Below are 15571 nucleotides of genomic sequence, written 5' to 3'. Positions count from 1 at the left end.
GTTTTCGGAAAAGATGCGCGCTCAAAATGGAGCAGGTAGCGTAGCTAACGCGGCAAATCTGGAACGTTTGTGCGCCCACGACGATATTGTGCCGGCGTTAGCCCATAAGCGCGTCGAAACCATCGGCCCATATGGCTTTGATCGGCAAAGCCACTCAGCATGGCGGCCTGTGCAGGCGTTTCCTGCTCACGCAATAACCGACGTGCAGCAGCGAGCCGCAATTGCACCAGATAGGCGTGCAGCGAGGTTCCGTAGCGGCGTCGAAAACTGCGCGAAAGGGAGAATCGATCGGTAGCGCCGACGACTTCGACCAATTGCTCAAGTCCGATATCTTCTTCAAAATGTGCGCGGAGATAGTCCATCGCGCGAGCAGAAATATCGGATGCGATGATGTCAGGCTTAGGCTCTGCTCGTCCGAGGTGCCTGCAAAGAAGTGCAATGATTTGGTCGCGGCTTTCCTCAACCGACAGTCGTGGTGCGGCTTCAATAATCAGACTTGTGGTTCGCACCACTGCCTGCGCCAGTTGAGGGTCGTCGGTTAATGTGCTGCGAAACCCGATTGCAGCATCGTTGCCACCCATTTCCTGTCTAATCAGCGATTGCGGCAGATAAAGCATGGAATAGGCAAAGCCATCGTCCTGAATAGCCTGCCCATCATGCAATTCGCCCGGCTCAATGAGCATAATCTTGCCAGTGGTACTTTGACGTCGCTGTCCGCGACAGAAAAAATCCTGCACACCATAATGCGTCACGCCCACCAGCCATTCATCATGGAAATGCATGTCATAGGCATGGCTATGAAACCGTGCACCCAAAGCTTCAAGCCCCGTTGTCTGATCGCGCCGAAGCTGAAAAGCATCGCGCGCCGTATGATGGGTCTTAACCAAACACGCCACCTTCATCAGCATCGACAGTGATCGATAATGTTACATGACGTGGGCGGGTGAGGGCAAAGAGCACGGATTCGACGATATCGCGACTGGTGGCCGCTTGACCTTTCTGCCGATTGGCCGAAGCTTCCCAACTATTATCCAGTGGCGAAGCGTCTTCGAGATATGGTGGATGAACGACGATGGAACGGACAGGTGTTCCCGCAAGCTTTTGCCGTAGGCCATCCGCGAGTGCGGCCTGCGCGCGCTTTGCGGCATAGAAAGGCACCGAAACAGTCTGTAACGGCGCGTTGGGCAAACCACTGATCGAGCCGATTGTTATGATATCCGGGCTGTTTGAATTATTGAGTGCAGGCAGAAGCCCTTGTGTGAACAGGAATGTTCCTGTGACAGCGGCATTGATGACGCCTGCAACTTCTGCCTCTGAATAGTCTTCCTGTCTGTCTTCAAGCCACATCGCGCCGTTGTTTACGAGAATGTCGATTGTAGGATGGCTCGCTTTAATGGCGTCGATGGCAGCCGTAACGCTCGCCATATCGGCGAGATCAACCTGCACGGTATCAACTCTGCGTCCGGTATGTTTTGTAATCTTATCGGCAGTCTCTTCGAGAGCTTTCAGACTGCGTCCGCAAAGCACGACATTGCATCCGGCTTCGGCCAGTGAGAAGGCGAGCGCTGCGCCAAGGCCGCGGGCAGCACCTGTTACAACAGCGGTGGTTCCTTCAAAGCGGGACATAGGCTCTCCAGTCATTTTATATGCGATGCGTTTTACGGCGAATTATAGCATTTCCAGCAAAAGTGCGAAGCGGTTTTGCGTCGGATAATGCGTAAAAACAAATAGTTACAGTGGTTCCAACGATTCATTTCTAACTGGAACCGCTGTATGTGCGGATAGATAGTGCGAATGGAAGCGCGATGCGAGCTTTCAAAAGTCCCCTCCCACAAGTGTTACAGCAGGTAGGCTTCCTCAATGATAGAATCTGTAGTATAGTCCCCTATACTATATTTCAGCAGCAGGTTCTCATGTCGCACACCATCCACCAGAAGGAAAAGCTCATTGCCCGCGTTCGCCGCATCAAGGGGCAGCTCGAAGGCGTTGAGCGCGCACTGGCTTCGGAAGCAGCCTGTGCCGAAGTGTTGCGGCAGCTTGCATCAGCGCGCGGAGCGCTGACCGGACTAACAGCGGAGGTGATGGAGGATCATCTGCGTGAACATGTTGTCGAAATCGACGACGCTGGTGAACGTCGAAAGGGTGGTGACGAGATGATCGAGGTCATCCGCGCCTATATGAAATAGTAAGGAGCGTCCCATGGCTGGGAACCATCACCACGCACATTATTCAGTTCATAATTCATCGGCGTCGCATGAACACGTCTTTCTCGGCGAAGACCATCATCGAAACGAACGCAAGGTCTGGCTTGTTATTGCTCTGACTGCGACCATGATGGTCGTCGAAATCATTGCGGGCTCGATTTATGGTTCCATGGCTCTCGTGGCTGACGGCTGGCATATGTCCACCCATGCAGGCGCCATGCTGATTACCGCGCTCGCCTATTCCTATTCACGACGTCACGCGCATGATCCGCGTTTCAGTTTCGGTACCGGAAAGCTGGGCGATCTCGCTGGTTTTGCTAGCGCCGTAGTGCTGGCCCTGATTGCCTTGTTGATTGGGTGGGAGAGCTTCCTTCGCCTGACAAACCCGATTGAGATCAGCTTTAATCAGGCAATTGCAGTTGCCGTGGTGGGACTAGTCGTCAATCTCGTCAGTGCATGGCTGCTGAAAGACGATCACGGCCACCACCATGGGCACAGCCATCATCACGAACATGACCATGACCATGACCATAATGATGAAACAGGTCATACGCATGAGAAGGTGCGGGATAACAATCTCCGGGCGGCCTATCTGCACGTTTTAGCTGACGCGCTGACCTCTGTGCTTGCGATTGCCGCACTTCTGGTTGGCAAAAGCTATGGCTGGCTCTGGGCCGATCCATTGATGGGTGTTGTTGGGGCGCTGGTGATTGCGCGCTGGTCGTGGGGGCTGATCCGTGATTCCGGTCAGGTTCTGCTTGATGCTGTTCCAGAAGCGGCGCGCCTCAAGAACGAAATCACGAACCACCTTGAGCGCTCGGGGGATCACATCACCGATCTGCATATCTGGCAGATCGGTCCGGGACATCATGCGGCGATTGTTGCGATTGCCTCGCATAGCCCCAAGTTGCCGTCTGTTTATAAGGAACGCCTTGGTCATATCCATGGATTGTCTCATGTGACTGTCGAAGTGGACGCAGCCTGATCTTTGCATCAAGGGTTGAGTCTGCATCCTTGGTCTGCTAATCCGCCGCCTCCTGAAAATCCCCACCATCAGAGGCAGATCATGACGACAGTGAACCAGAGCCAGTTTGACGGCGTCACACTGGGCATCGACTTCGGCACGACAAACACTGTTTTGTCGCTTGCATCGTCCGATGGTTCGACTGCAGTGCTGAGTGTGCCGAAAGATGGCGTCGATATCACCGGTTATCGCTCGATCCTGTGTTTCTGGCAGGATCGGGAAACCGGCGAACGCACGTCGGAAAGCGGACCGTGGGCGATGGATGCATTTGTGAATGCGCCGCATTCGACCCGTATGCTGCAGTCTTTCAAGACGTTTGCGGCTCAAAAATCTTTCACCGACACACCGGTCTTCGGCAAGCGCTTCAAGTTTGAAGATATTCTTGAGACGTTTCTGGAATCAGTTGCTGCCCGCCTCGGGGATCGCCTGCCTCCGAAGGGCAATCGTGTTGTCATTGGACGCCCCGTCATCTTTGCGGGGGCAACGCCGGACGAAGAGCTGGCCATGCAGCGTTATGAAAAAGCGTTCCGCGCTTTTGGCTTTACAGATATTCATTATGTCTATGAGCCGGTGGCAGCTGCATATTTCTACGCACAGGAACTGAAAGCCGAATCGACTGTTCTCGTTGCTGACTTTGGTGGTGGCACGAGCGACTTCTCCATTGTGCGGTTCGAAGTGGGCGCGGATGGGCTGAGTTTCACGCCACTGAGCCAGACGGGTCTCGGCATTGCGGGCGATACGTTCGATTATCGCATCATCGACAATGCGGTATCGCCGCTGCTTGGCAAGAACGGTGAATATAAATCCTTCGGCAAGCGCTTGCCGGTGCCCAAGCATTATTATGCAAATTTCGCTCGCTGGAACACGTTGTTCCTGATGAATTCGCCCGCAACCATTCGCGCGCTGACCGATCTTGCCAAGAATGCTGTCGATCCGGAGCCGCTCGAACATTTCATTCACCTGATCGAAAATGATTATGGTTATGAGATCTATCGCGCGGTCTCAAATCTCAAAGTCCGTTTGTCATCGGAAAGAATTTCCGAGCTTCACTTCAAGGCGGACGATTTCGAGATCCGCTCAGACATTACCCGCAACGACTTCGATAATTGGATCGCCGATGATGTGGCGAATATCGAGCAGTCGGTCGAACAGGCTGTGGAGAATGCAGGCCTGACGTTTGACGGTATCGACCGCGTGTTCCTGACGGGTGGAACTTCCTTTGTGCCCGCGATCCGTGCCGCGTTTGAGAAGCGTTTCCCCGACGCGATGGTGACAAGCTCGAACCAGTTTGATTCGATAGCCAATGGTCTCGCTCTTATTGGCCAGAGTGCGGATATTGAACGTTGGGCTGTTAAAGCCGCTTAGGGAATGATGGTAATGGGGGTGCCATTTGGCACCTTCGACCAGATTTCGCGCATTTCAGCATTGGTCACGCCGATGCAGCCATCCGTCCAGTCCCAAAGGTGATGCACCGGTGCCAGCAAGCCCCAACCATTGGGCAAGCCATGGATCATGATATTGCCGCCGGGCGAATAACCGGCCGCATCGGCGGCGTTCTGATCTGCTGCATTCGGATAGGAAACATGCAAGCTCAGATGTGCCATTGAGCGCGGATTGCGCCAGTCGATGACGTAGCTGCCTTCCGGCGTCTTCTGATCACCTTCGCGCGCCTTGTGTCCGCCATCGCCATTCCCACCAAGCGCAATGCGATATGTGCCAATCACGGTGCCATCCCGAAGCAGGGTCATCCGGCGTTCGCCTTTATTGACCTCTATGGCATCGGCTTGTTGTTCGGCGGGAGCAGGCTGCGGTGGTTCGCCAGAACCAATGCGCGCCATTACCTTTGTATAGCCAAAAAAAGCAACAGCGATGACAACGACAGCGAAGAGGATTTTCTTGATCATATTGCCCGCTTATTTCTGCTCTGTGGCCTGTTCAAGACCGTTTTTCCAGATGTCTTTTAAAAGCACAAGTCTCGCCGCTTCGCATTGTGATGATCGGGATGGGCGGCTAAGCTTACTTGAAGTCCTCAAGAATGCGGAGCCAAGGCCCACTTATGTCGATAATCGCTGAACAAACATCGGAACGATTTTCCGAAAATTTGCGCAAAAGCGCTGAGCCATTCTGGTCCGAGGCCGTTCAACACCGTTTGGTGCAGGAAGTGTTTGATGGCTCTGTTCCGCAGGAAGTTATGAAGCGCTATCTCGTTCAGGATCATCGCTTTATCGATTGCTTCCTGTCGCTTCTGGGTGGCGTACTCGTCAATTGCGATAATATGGATGCCAAGCTGACACTTGGGCGCTTCATCGGCATGATCAGTAATGACGAAAATTCTTATTTTGAACGCGCTTTTGCTGCGCTCGATGTAAGCCATGTTGAACGTTATGATGCACCAGACGCGGAACCAACCGCAGCCTTTAAAGCATTAATGCTGGAAGCTGCGACTTCGGGTTCGTATGCCGCCTGTCTCTCCGTTCTGACGGTTGCAGAATGGCTTTATCTCGATTGGGCGCAAAAGGCTCCCAAGAACCTACCCGAAAGTTTTGTTTTCTCTGAGTGGATTGTTTTACACGACAACCCTTATTTTTCAGATTTTGTTGCTTTTCTGAGATCAGAGCTTGATCGAGTTGGGCCTCAGACGGAAGCAGAATGCCGTAGCTTTTTTCAGCGCGCCGTAGAGCTTGAGAAGGCCTTCTTCGATTCAGCCTATGAATAACTCAGGTTAGTTTCGCAGGCAGTCAATGATTGTTGTCTCACAAACAGGTGTCTGGGCGCGACTTTCTGGATTGTCGCGCCAATGCTTGTACGTGATCCAAAACTCCACGTCCTTATAGGCATAGGTTTTGGCTTGCTTCTGAGTGCGACTCTTATCGAGTGCGTCGGGCGTAATGACCATATGGTGAGCGAGCCGTTTGAACACCCAGGGCTTAGCCCCTTTCTTATGCTCGAACACTTCCAGATGATAGTAAGGGTCATTGTGTGCCGGGTCAGGCACCTGATGAATGTCAGCCCAACGCGTTAACTTCACCGTATCAGCGAGAATGATTGTACGGTCTGGCGTCTGAGCATTCACTATTGGAGCCGCAAAGGTGAGGGCTGCCAGCGCCAATATAAGAACTTTCGATCGCTTTTTGCCCATTATTCAAAATTCCTTCTGCATCCGAGTTAAAGCGCAGGCGTTTCACCCTGCACATATTTGCTATTGAGAAGGCTAAAAAAGCAAATGAAAACAAACAGCCATTCAATGCTGTTAATTCAAAATTAATCAATCTTTTCAAAGGGTAAACAAAGACGCGTTAACGATCCATCAAGGTTAATACTCCATTATTCGCTATAGTTAAGTAATCGTTGCGAGTGGAGTTTGCGGTGCGTTTTGGTTCCATACGAGCGCTGTTTGGCCGGTCGAAGGCCGTAGCCGAGCCGGTATGGCACTATCCGGTCACGGGCTATTGCCCGGAGGATGGTCGCTATTACGCCGTACGCGCAAAACCGCGTCAGGTTCTGCATAAGCCGCATCGTCTCGTGCCGCTGGTTCTGGCGGCAATTACCTATCTCTTCAATTCCAACGCAATCGCCTTTCAGGATATGGCCAGCCTTGTTCCGACGGCTGATGTAGCCGGTCATCGCTGGACCGCGTTTGTTGCCAAAGCTCCCGTCGGATCGCTCCATCAGGCAGAAATGCCGTTTGTCGATGCCACGACCGTCACTGGCAGCATCGCCAGCAGCGGTATCGAAGTTCCGGGTATTGGTCGCGTAGCGCTTTCGGGTGGCAAGAAGACTGCCAAGCTGGGTGTTGACGATCCCAATCCCGATGAAAACCGCATCAACCGTTCCGATAAGACCGGTCGTCTTGTCTCTGTGAAGCCGAAAGCTCCAGCGCGGACTTTCAATGCAGGTAGCATGTTTGAGAAGATCAGCATGATTACTGCCCCTCGTGAGAAGATTGATGCGCGTATGGCTTTCTCCAAGTCCAGTGTTGAGGGCAAGGAGGTCGAAATCGCAATGGCGTTTCATGCGGTCAAACCGCCCAAGCCCAAACCGGACATGCCGGTGCAACTGGCAAAGCTAATCAACAATGATCAGCCCGACGTTCTCGCGTTGGGCTATGCGCCTTCTAAGCCTGACTATGGCAAAACCTCTCCCTTCGAGAGCATTCTGACACCGGAAGCCGATGCAGGCCGCTTCGTGCCGCCAATCAGCGATCAGGATCATGCATGGGCTGCAACGCCTCTGCCAGCAGAATCATTTGGAACCAAAGAGCAGAAGTGCCTCGCCGAAGCGGTTTACTACGAAGCACGCGGGGAAAACGTCAAAGGGCAGGTGGCTGTTGCTCAGGTAGTGCTCAATCGTGTGCGTAATCCTGCTTATCCCGGCACGATCTGCGGCGTTGTCTATCAAAACCGGAACTGGCTCAATGCCTGTCAGTTTTCCTTCGCCTGTGACGGTCAGAAGCATCGCGTCACGGAAATTCCGCAATGGCGTCTTGCACAGCAGGTGGCAAAGACTGTGACGGCAGGCCAGATCTGGTTGCCGGAAGTTGGTTCATCCACCCATTATCATGCAACCTATGTCAGCCCATTCTGGGCGCCGACCATGAAGAAGATGACCAAGATTGGCCTTCATGTGTTCTATCGCACCTATGGCGGCGGTTGGAGCTGATAACCGACAGCATGGGTGCGATCACTTTCGGACACATTTATTTGTCTGAAGGGTCGCTTGAAACGCGTGCACAATGATGAATCTATGTGCTGACTTTCGCCCAATTCGATTCCAATTTTGAGGCCGAATTGCTGCCTGTTCTCCGACTTTGATCGGAAAATGAGTCGCACCAATAGCTAAATTATTGTATTTCCAAGAGAAAAAACCTTCTGAAGCAACTGCTTGACTGCCTTGACTAGCGGGCGGTGTGTCAATATGTTGCGCGCAACTTGGAAATGGGCTTGTAGCGCCCGCATTTCTTGCAAAAAGGAGCTGCCAATGACGAGCGGCACTGAGCCGGGAAAAACACCCGGTCAAAGCAAGAATGTGGACGGCAAAACTGTTTCTGGGGGGCTGGATCAGCGTTTGAATCGCCTTGAGGTCGAATTGGCCAAAAAAGGTGTGCTCAAGGCACCAGCTTCCGAGGATGAGCGGTCGGAAACGTCCAGTTCCGTCGCGCAGGCCATGAAACTCTCCAGTGAATTTATCGCTGGTATCGTGGTTGGTGCGGTAATTGGTTGGGCTCTTGATCGCTACGCGGGCACGTCGCCATGGGGGTTAATCGTATTTCTCCTTCTAGGCTTCGGTGCAGGCACCCTCAACGTGCTCCGTTCCGCAGGTTATGTCGCCGATCAAGGCAACATTAAGTCTAGCGTGGAAAAGAGCGATAAGGAATAAGTCTTCGCGGACATCACGAAAATGTTCGCGTATAGACATTTGAGACAAAGCGGGCGGTTCGCCCGAGACTGAAACGCCTTAGGGCAGGAACGACAGACGAGGTTAAGTTGGCCAACGATCCGATCCATCAGTTCCAGGTTTCCCGGTTGATTCCTATCGACGTCGGTGGTTTGGACCTGTCGTTTACCAATGTTTCGGCTTTCATGGTCGCAACTGTGGTGCTCGCATCAGGCTTCCTCTACTTCACATCGTCGAGCCGTGGTCTGGTTCCAAGCCGCCTTCAGTCGGTTTCGGAAATGGCGTATGAATTTGTGGCATCCAGCTTGAGAGATTCAGCTGGCTCAAAGGGCATGAAGTTCTTCCCCTTTGTTTTCTCGCTGTTCATGTTCGTGCTCGTCGCAAACTTCATCGGCCTGTTCCCTTATTTCTACACGGTCACAAGCCAGATCATCGTAACCTTCGCTCTTTCTCTGCTGGTTATCGGTACAGTCATCATCTACGGTTTCTATAAGCATGGTCTCGGCTTCCTCAAGCTGTTCGTACCAAGCGGCGTTCCGGGCATCATCGTGCCGCTGGTTGTTGCCATTGAAATCATTTCGTTCCTCTCGCGCCCAATCAGCCTCTCGGTTCGTCTTTTCGCGAACATGCTGGCAGGCCACATCACGCTCAAGGTTTTCGCAGGCTTCGTTGTCTCGCTGAGCTCGCTTGGTGCACTGGGTGTTGGCGGCGCTATCCTGCCTCTCATCATGACGGTCGCGATCACCGCGCTTGAGTTCCTGGTTGCATTCCTCCAGGCCTACGTCTTCACCGTTCTTACCTGCATGTACATCAACGACGCAGTACATCCGGGTCACTAAGGTTCTCGCCGGCGGGTTTCCGCCAGAACAGAAATCCGCACTAATTTGCAATCCAGAAGGAGCTTTAACATGGAAGCGGAAGCAGCAAAGTACATCGGCGCCGGTCTCGCCTGTTTCGGTATGGCCGGTACGGCTCTCGGCCTCGGCAACATTTTCGGTAGCTATCTCTCGGGCGCTCTGCGTAACCCATCCGCTGCTGACAGCCAGTTCGGCCGTCTCGTGTTTGGTTTCGCTGTGACGGAAGCTCTGGGCATCTTCTCGCTGCTCATCGCGCTTCTGCTCCTCTTCGCTGTTTAATCAACAGTCGCAAGAAACTGGCCTGCCGCGATCTGTATCTTGAAATGCAGCGCGGCTGGCCTTTTCATATGAAGTCTGAGTGAGCATATTCCAGAACTTCCAGAGTTATTCTCTGGAAAAGAATATGCTGGATTAAAGGGGAAATCTGGATGTTCGTGTCCACGGCGTTTGCCCAAACCGCCACCGAATCGCAACCGGCACCAGCTGCTGGCGAGCACGGCGCAGCCGATGCTGTGCACACCGAAACCGGGGTCGCGCACGATGCCGGACACGGCAGCGGCGTATTCCCGCCGTTCGATTCCACCCATTATGCATCGCAGCTTCTGTGGCTGGCGATCACTTTCGGCCTTTTCTATCTGTTCCTGTCGCGTGTGGTTCTCCCGCGCATCGGTGGCGTGATTGAAAACCGTCGTGACCGTATCGCGCAGGATCTCGAGCAGGCTGCACGCCTCAAGCAGGATGCAGACAACGCTATTGCTGCCTATGAGCAGGAACTAGCCGCTGCCCGCACCAAGGCTGCTTCGATTGCCGAAGCTGCTCGCGAAAAAGGCAAAGGCGAAGCAGACGCAGAACGTGCGACTGCGGAAGCTGCTCTTGAAAGCAAGCTGGCAGAAGCTGAAGAACGTATCGCCGCAATCAAGGCCAAGGCCATGAGCGATGTCGGTACGATCGCTGAAGAAACCACGTCTGCGATTGTTGAACAGCTCCTGGGTACCAAGGCCGACAAGGCTGACGTAACAGCAGCAGTCAAAACCGCAAACGCCTGAGGAGACGAAAATGGATTCAACATTTTGGGCATTTATTGCTCTTCTTCTCTTCATTGCTCTGATTGTTTACATGAAGGTTCCAGGTATGATCGGTCGTTCGCTTGATGAACGTGCCGAGAATATCAAGAAGGAACTGGAAGAAGCCCGCACCCTGCGCGAAGAAGCACAACAGCTTCTTGCTGAATATCACCGCAAGCGCAAGGAAGCGGAAAAAGAAGCTGGCGACATCGTTGCCGCCGCTGAACGCGAAGCCAAGGCTCTTCTTGAAGATGCCAAGCGTGCGACCGAAGAATATGTTGTTCGCCGCAACAAGCTTGCTGAGCAGAAGATTGCAACTGCTGAAACCGATGCAATCAATGCAGTCCGCGCTTCTGCTGTTGATCTGGCAGTAGCCGCTGCTGGCAAGATCGTTGCCGACAAGGTCGACGCAAAGGTTGCAGGCACCTTGTTCAAGGATGCACTCGGTCAGGTTAAGACCAACCTGAACTAAGTTCGGCAATCTGATAGTTTTAAGAAACGCCGCCTCAAAAGGGCGGCGTTTTTTTGCTGTTCTGTCTTCTGTTTCAAGGAAGCAGTTCTTAATCCGCGTCCGGTTCAGCGATTTGGCTGAGCGCCAGTTCCCCTTGCGCTTTGACCGTCTGGATCGCGAAATTGCTACGGATATCTATAACGCCTGGAAGGCGCAATAAAGTGCCGGTTAGAAAGCGTTCATAGGCTGCGAGGTCAGCCACGACGACTTGCAACAGGAAGTCGGATTCTCCCGATACAAGATGGCAGGAAAAGACTTCAGGCAGGTTCTGCACTGACGTACGGAATGCTGTTGCTGTTTCCTCATGATGGCGCTCTACACGGATGCCAACAAAGACAGTCAGTCCCAGTCCTACGGCATTGCGGTCGAGTGCCGCGTGGTAGCCTTGAATGACGCCAGCTTTTTCGAGGAGTTTGACTCGTCGCAAACATGGGGAAGGGGACAGCCCTATTTTATCGGCAAGCTGAACGTTTGAGAGACGCGCATCGTCTTGCAGTGCAGCGAGTATCTTACGGTCCGTTGCGTCTAGTTTTAATTTTGGCATAAGCCACCATTTTGAAAAGTCATATTGGCAGATTATATCAACTTCGATCCACTCCGCACCATAAAACGCAAGGACACGGACTGCACTTACGAGTTAGCTTCGGAAAGCTCTATCAGCTGTAGCTCATTCATCATATGCAATGAGCCAACCCGATGGCAGCTGCGTGGATTTTAGCTGTTCGAGGCGATATTGATGAGCGAGACGTGGTTATTTGCAAGCGCACTGGTGGCTGCATTTCTTCTTCCTGGGCCGGACATGATTCTGCTTCTACAGACGGGAGCTGCGCAGGGCAGAGGCCATGCACTAGCTGCTGCCGCAGGGCTTGCAACGGCCCGTGCTTGCCACGTCTTGCTCGCTGCATTTGGGTTGGCCGCTCTCCTGCACGCATTTCCAATCGCGTTTCAATTCGTGCGGATCGTGAGTGCCTGTTATCTGGTCTGGATTGCGATCGGCATCTTGCGTCACCCATTGGCGTCCCTTGATACAGCAACCAACGGCATCGAACGACGCTCTTATTTGGCGTCCGCCCGTAAGGGTTTACTCACCAATCTGCTGAACCCGAAAGCTTTGCTTTTCTGCTCTGTTCTATTGCCGCAGTTCGTGCATCCAGACAGAGGCAGTATCATGATGCAGTTTGCATTTCTGGGTGGGATAATGACCATCGTCGGGCTGTCGTTCGATACGATCTATGCCTTCGCAGGATCGTCACTCGGCAACCTGTTCAAGCGATATCCGGTCATACAATCTATTCAGCGTTGGGGCTTTGCGGCTCTGCTTTTTGGCTTTGCAGCCAAACTGGCGACGGTTTAAGTCTTTCATTGATCTATGATTTAGACGCTATAGCGCCCTTTGATCGGCGCGAAGGTATAGCGGTGGATGCCGGGCACCGGCCCATCTGTCTCAATAGCCGCTCGATGCTTGGCCGTACCGTAACCAGCGTGTACCTCGAGACCGTATGGTGGATGGGCTAGACCGGCACGGATCATCATTCGGTCACGCGTAACTTTCGCAACGATGGATGCGGCCGCAATTGAGATAGAACGTTGATCGCCTTTCACCAATGCAGAACCGGCGCAGGGCAAACCGGGCGGTACATCGCGTCCGTCAATCAAGGCATGATCCGGGCTGAGTGTCAGCCCCATCAATGAACGACGCATGGCTTCCAGCGCTGCTTTGCGAATGTCACTGGCGTCTATGCTTCGCGCACTAAGGCTTGCAACAGAAACGGTCAGTGCTTTGGCGAGGATGATTTCGTAAAGCGCATCGCGCTTGGCGGCTTTCAACCGCTTTGAATCATCTAGCCCTTCTGGCAGGTCATTCGGATCAAGCACCACCGTCGCCGCAACGACCGGACCGGCGAGTGGGCCGCGGCCAGCTTCATCAATGCCTGCAATATGGCGAAGCCCTCGCGACATATGCCTTCTCTCTTCGGAGAAGTCGGGGGCAAGCGGGATTTCAAAGAGGAGCGGAGAATCAGAACTCAAGCGTTTCATTTGGCGGCAATGCTCGCATTGCTTCTGATTCTCCGCAAGGTCCCTGCCGAGGATAGTGGCGTAAAAGCAGGGGCCTTCCGCCTGAAAAAACCAGACGGGGATCAAACTCACAACTGACAACTCATGCACACTTAAAGCCAATGAGATACAGGGCTCTCTCACCTCACTTTGATGATGGAAACGCCGATATCCAGAAGTAGCGCCGCTTAAAAAAGCGAAAGCTGTTTGCCACCCTTCTCAACAGGCTCAAACAGATCCGTGCGCAGGGGAATACGCTTTGAATTGAAGCCGAGCTTGCGTGCAGCAATCTCGAAGCGGCGACCAATCTGCCAAGCATAAGGGCCTGTTCCACGCATACGTTTGCCCCATTCGGCATCGTAGTCTTTCCCGTCACGCATGGAGCGCACAAGCGACATGACATGGCGATAGCGATCAGGATAATTGCGCAGCAGCCAGTCTTTGAACAAAGGGGCTACTTCAAGCGGTAAACGGAGCAGTACATAGCCTGCTTCGCGTGCGCCCTGTGCGTAAGCTGCATCCAGAATACGCTCAATCTCATGATCGTTGATGCCGGGTATGATCGGTCCCATCATCACATTCGACGGAATGCCGGCATCGGCGAGCTTGCGAATGGCCTGCAGGCGCAAAGTTGGCGTTGATGCGCGGGGCTCCATTGTGCGCGCAAGATTGGCATCAAGCGTGGTGACTGAAAGCGCTACCTTGGCCAGCCCTTTTTCAGCCATGCGAGACAGGATATCAATATCCCGCACGACCAGAGCTGACTTGGTGACGATGCCGACAGGATGATTGGCAGCCTCCAGCACTTCAAGAATCTCGCGCATTACGCGCCATTTTTTCTCGATGGGCTGATAGGGATCAGTATTGGTGCCAATTGCTATGGTCTTGGCCTGATAGCCGGGTTTTGCCAGTTCGCGCTCCAGCAGGCGTGGTGCATCCGGTTTGGCGAACAGGCGCGCCTCGAAATCAAGTCCGGCTGAAAGCCCCATATAGCTATGTGTTGGCCGCGCAAAACAGTAAATGCAACCATGCTCGCAACCGCGATATGGATTAATCGAACGGTCGAAGCTGATATCTGGTGAATCATTGCGCGTGATGATGGTGCGGGGCTTCTCAACCTGAACATCCGTCTTGAAAGGCGGCAGGTCTTCAAGTGTCTCCCAGCCATCATCAAATTCGTGTCGTGTGGTTGGTTCGAATCGGCCGGTAGGATTGATGCCTGCACCGCGCCCACGACGTCGCGAGTGGTCAATGCGCAGGCCTGCTTCACTGACAAGCGCGTTGGCATGTTCCGCCCGTCCTGTTCCGAATGCTGCCTTGTCTGCCTGCTGGATAATTTCCATAACCGACTCTCTCGTTTCAGAATCTATTCGTAATCCAATGATTGGAACAAATCAAGAACATATAATCCAAAAGCTTTTCGATCACGCGGTCTTGATATAAAAGAAAGCATGTTATCAGTTCTGATTTTCACGCGAAATTCTGAGGGGCTTCTGGCTCAAACACTGTCAGCACTGGTGCCGGCAGTTGTGGAAGGGCTATTGCGTCGTGTTGTCGTTGTGGATAGGGCGTCCACTGACGAGACAAGGTTGGTTGCAGAGGGGGCAGGTTGCTCACTTTACGACGAAACGGATTTGCAGTCGGCTTTTGATGATCTGCGAACGGACTGGCTTTTGTTGCTGAAACCGGGTGCTATTCTTGCAGACGGTTGGGAAGACGCGGTGCGTCGGCATATGGAAATGAGCCAATCGCCTGCGCGGTTTTCATCGCCTCAGGATTTAGGCCTGATGGGTAAGCTTTTGGGCGCGAAACCTTCACTCGATAATGGGCTTCTGGCGCCCGTCGTAACAATTCGACCCTTAATCGGAGATGGAGGCGTTCCAGGCGCTGTCTTGAAACAACTCAAGCCAATCCGGCTTCCGCATCAGATTTTACCACCAGAAACAACAAAAGGCGGAGCCTGAGGGCTTCGCCTTTTTGTATTCTACCGGCTAGCGCCGATATTAGTTCTGATAGCTTGAAGGCGATGCGTCGCCAAAGCGATGAGCAGAGCCGTCCTGATATGTGGTCGTCTGACCGATAGAAGCGGTTGCAGTATTATCAACCTGCTGTGTTGCAACTGGCGTGCGGTCATTTGCATAAAGATCGGCAGGTTCACCAACATGTGGGTTTTCAGCGAAAGCTGCACCGGCGCTAAGAGCAACGGCTACGGCAGCAAGAGCAAACTTTTTCATTTTTCTATTCCTTCTTCATCGCCCTTTGGATGGCATCAGTGCTTCCGGGGCACCGGGGTGGCACCAATGCCATCCACCGGGGAGATAACTCGTATGCGTTAATCTGATGTAGTCAGATTGAAACGCGGTTTGGTAAGCTGGGCTTAGTTCTGGAAGCTCGAAGGCGATGCATCACCGAAGCGATGAGCCGAACCGTCCTGGAACGAAGACTGACCAATCGAAGCGGTT

The 15571-nt window shown here is 53.2% G+C and carries 20 protein-coding genes; 12 read left to right on the top strand and 8 right to left on the bottom strand.

All coding sequences use genetic code 11. The features are described 5' to 3' along the window. Positions 1 to 44 precede the first annotated feature (44 nt). Both ABWV94_RS04015 and ABWV94_RS04010 read right to left on the bottom strand, forming a co-directional pair. A complete protein-coding gene (locus ABWV94_RS04015; protein ID WP_353412931.1) occupies positions 45 to 896 on the bottom strand; it encodes an AraC family transcriptional regulator in 852 nt (283 codons plus the stop codon). Beyond that, a complete protein-coding gene (locus tag ABWV94_RS04010) occupies positions 880 to 1626 on the bottom strand; it encodes an SDR family oxidoreductase (RefSeq protein WP_113495958.1) in 747 nt (248 codons plus the stop codon). The genes ABWV94_RS04015 and ABWV94_RS04010 overlap by 17 nt, the downstream gene beginning before the upstream one ends. Positions 1627 to 1913: 287 nt before the next feature. Here ABWV94_RS04010 and ABWV94_RS04005 point away from each other — a divergent pair, with 287 nt between their 5' ends. The 3 genes from ABWV94_RS04005 to ABWV94_RS03995 all read left to right on the top strand — a co-directional run bounded on the left by ABWV94_RS04005 (position 1914) and on the right by ABWV94_RS03995 (position 4593). Then, positions 1914 to 2186, top strand: a complete 273-nt coding sequence (locus tag ABWV94_RS04005) for a metal/formaldehyde-sensitive transcriptional repressor (protein WP_007873656.1) — start codon at positions 1914 to 1916, stop codon at positions 2184 to 2186. Positions 2187 to 2199: 13 nt separating this feature from the next. After that, positions 2200 to 3189: a CDF family Co(II)/Ni(II) efflux transporter DmeF gene (dmeF, locus tag ABWV94_RS04000; protein WP_113495957.1), complete on the top strand. Its 990-nt coding sequence runs from the start codon at positions 2200 to 2202 to the stop codon at positions 3187 to 3189. 81 nt (positions 3190 to 3270) lie between these two features. Then, positions 3271 to 4593: an Hsp70 family protein gene (locus ABWV94_RS03995; RefSeq protein ID WP_113495956.1), complete on the top strand. Its 1323-nt coding sequence runs from the start codon at positions 3271 to 3273 to the stop codon at positions 4591 to 4593. Here ABWV94_RS03995 and ABWV94_RS03990 read toward each other — a convergent pair. Continuing rightward, positions 4590 to 5132, bottom strand: a complete 543-nt coding sequence (locus tag ABWV94_RS03990; RefSeq protein ID WP_113495955.1) for a L,D-transpeptidase family protein — start codon at positions 5130 to 5132, stop codon at positions 4590 to 4592. The two genes, ABWV94_RS03995 and ABWV94_RS03990, sit on opposite strands and share 4 nt — an antisense overlap. A gap of 152 nt (positions 5133 to 5284) precedes the next feature. On the opposite strand from ABWV94_RS03990, the gene ABWV94_RS03985 reads away from it, so the two are divergent. Next, the gene (locus ABWV94_RS03985; protein ID WP_113495954.1) at positions 5285 to 5944 is read left to right on the top strand and encodes a TenA family protein; all 660 of its coding nucleotides are present in this window, start codon (positions 5285 to 5287) and stop codon (positions 5942 to 5944) included. Positions 5945 to 5950: 6 nt separating this feature from the next. On the opposite strand, the gene ABWV94_RS03980 is transcribed toward ABWV94_RS03985, so the two are convergent. Continuing rightward, a complete protein-coding gene (locus ABWV94_RS03980) occupies positions 5951 to 6367 on the bottom strand; it encodes a DUF5086 family protein (RefSeq protein ID WP_105518205.1) in 417 nt (138 codons plus the stop codon). Between the two features lie 227 nt (positions 6368 to 6594). Here ABWV94_RS03980 and ABWV94_RS03975 point away from each other — a divergent pair, with 227 nt between their 5' ends. From ABWV94_RS03975 to ABWV94_RS03950, 6 genes are all read left to right on the top strand, one after another. Then, a complete protein-coding gene (locus ABWV94_RS03975; RefSeq protein WP_079211542.1) occupies positions 6595 to 7887 on the top strand; it encodes a cell wall hydrolase in 1293 nt (430 codons plus the stop codon). Positions 7888 to 8205: 318 nt separating this feature from the next. Next, a complete protein-coding gene (locus ABWV94_RS03970) occupies positions 8206 to 8604 on the top strand; it encodes an AtpZ/AtpI family protein (protein WP_105518206.1) in 399 nt (132 codons plus the stop codon). Positions 8605 to 8711: 107 nt separating this feature from the next. Then, positions 8712 to 9461, top strand: a complete 750-nt coding sequence (locus ABWV94_RS03965) for a F0F1 ATP synthase subunit A (RefSeq protein WP_007873664.1) — start codon at positions 8712 to 8714, stop codon at positions 9459 to 9461. Positions 9462 to 9530: 69 nt separating this feature from the next. Then, on the top strand, positions 9531 to 9758 hold the full coding sequence (locus tag ABWV94_RS03960) for a F0F1 ATP synthase subunit C (protein WP_007632966.1): 228 nt from the start codon (positions 9531 to 9533) through the stop codon (positions 9756 to 9758). A 149-nt stretch (positions 9759 to 9907) separates the two neighbouring features. Beyond that, positions 9908 to 10525 (top strand): F0F1 ATP synthase subunit B, encoded by a 618-nt coding sequence (locus tag ABWV94_RS03955; protein WP_007873665.1) that lies wholly within the window; start codon positions 9908 to 9910, stop codon positions 10523 to 10525. A 10-nt stretch (positions 10526 to 10535) separates the two neighbouring features. Beyond that, on the top strand, positions 10536 to 11015 hold the full coding sequence (locus ABWV94_RS03950) for a F0F1 ATP synthase subunit B (protein WP_113495953.1): 480 nt from the start codon (positions 10536 to 10538) through the stop codon (positions 11013 to 11015). Positions 11016 to 11103: 88 nt separating this feature from the next. Here the strand turns inward: ABWV94_RS03950 and ABWV94_RS03945 are convergent, their stop codons facing one another. Beyond that, positions 11104 to 11598: an Lrp/AsnC family transcriptional regulator gene (locus ABWV94_RS03945; protein WP_064320228.1), complete on the bottom strand. Its 495-nt coding sequence runs from the start codon at positions 11596 to 11598 to the stop codon at positions 11104 to 11106. A gap of 192 nt (positions 11599 to 11790) precedes the next feature. Between ABWV94_RS03945 and ABWV94_RS03940 the strand changes: the two genes are divergently transcribed. Then, entirely contained in the window at positions 11791 to 12408 is a 618-nt protein-coding gene (locus tag ABWV94_RS03940; protein WP_112808039.1) for a LysE family translocator, read from the top strand. A 20-nt stretch (positions 12409 to 12428) separates the two neighbouring features. Here ABWV94_RS03940 and rnhB read toward each other — a convergent pair whose 3' ends face one another. After that, the gene (rnhB, locus tag ABWV94_RS03935; RefSeq protein ID WP_105518210.1) at positions 12429 to 13091 is read right to left on the bottom strand and encodes a ribonuclease HII; all 663 of its coding nucleotides are present in this window, start codon (positions 13089 to 13091) and stop codon (positions 12429 to 12431) included. A 206-nt stretch (positions 13092 to 13297) separates the two neighbouring features. Further along, positions 13298 to 14452, bottom strand: a complete 1155-nt coding sequence (locus ABWV94_RS03930) for a PA0069 family radical SAM protein (protein WP_113487573.1) — start codon at positions 14450 to 14452, stop codon at positions 13298 to 13300. Positions 14453 to 14560: 108 nt separating this feature from the next. Between ABWV94_RS03930 and ABWV94_RS03925 the strand changes: the two genes are divergently transcribed. After that, positions 14561 to 15073 (top strand): glycosyltransferase family protein, encoded by a 513-nt coding sequence (locus ABWV94_RS03925; RefSeq protein ID WP_113495951.1) that lies wholly within the window; start codon positions 14561 to 14563, stop codon positions 15071 to 15073. 39 nt (positions 15074 to 15112) lie between these two features. On the opposite strand, the gene ABWV94_RS03920 is transcribed toward ABWV94_RS03925, so the two are convergent. Continuing rightward, a complete protein-coding gene (locus ABWV94_RS03920; protein ID WP_064320232.1) occupies positions 15113 to 15343 on the bottom strand; it encodes a hypothetical protein in 231 nt (76 codons plus the stop codon). Positions 15344 to 15571 lie beyond the last annotated feature (228 nt).

Origin of the sequence: Brucella sp. NBRC 12953 (genome assembly GCF_040369775.1) — a bacterium.
Taxonomy (GTDB): domain Bacteria; phylum Pseudomonadota; class Alphaproteobacteria; order Rhizobiales; family Rhizobiaceae; genus Brucella; species Brucella pseudogrignonensis.
The sequence above is the reverse complement of the archived record's forward strand: the minus strand, read 5'-3'. Positions and strand labels throughout refer to the sequence as shown.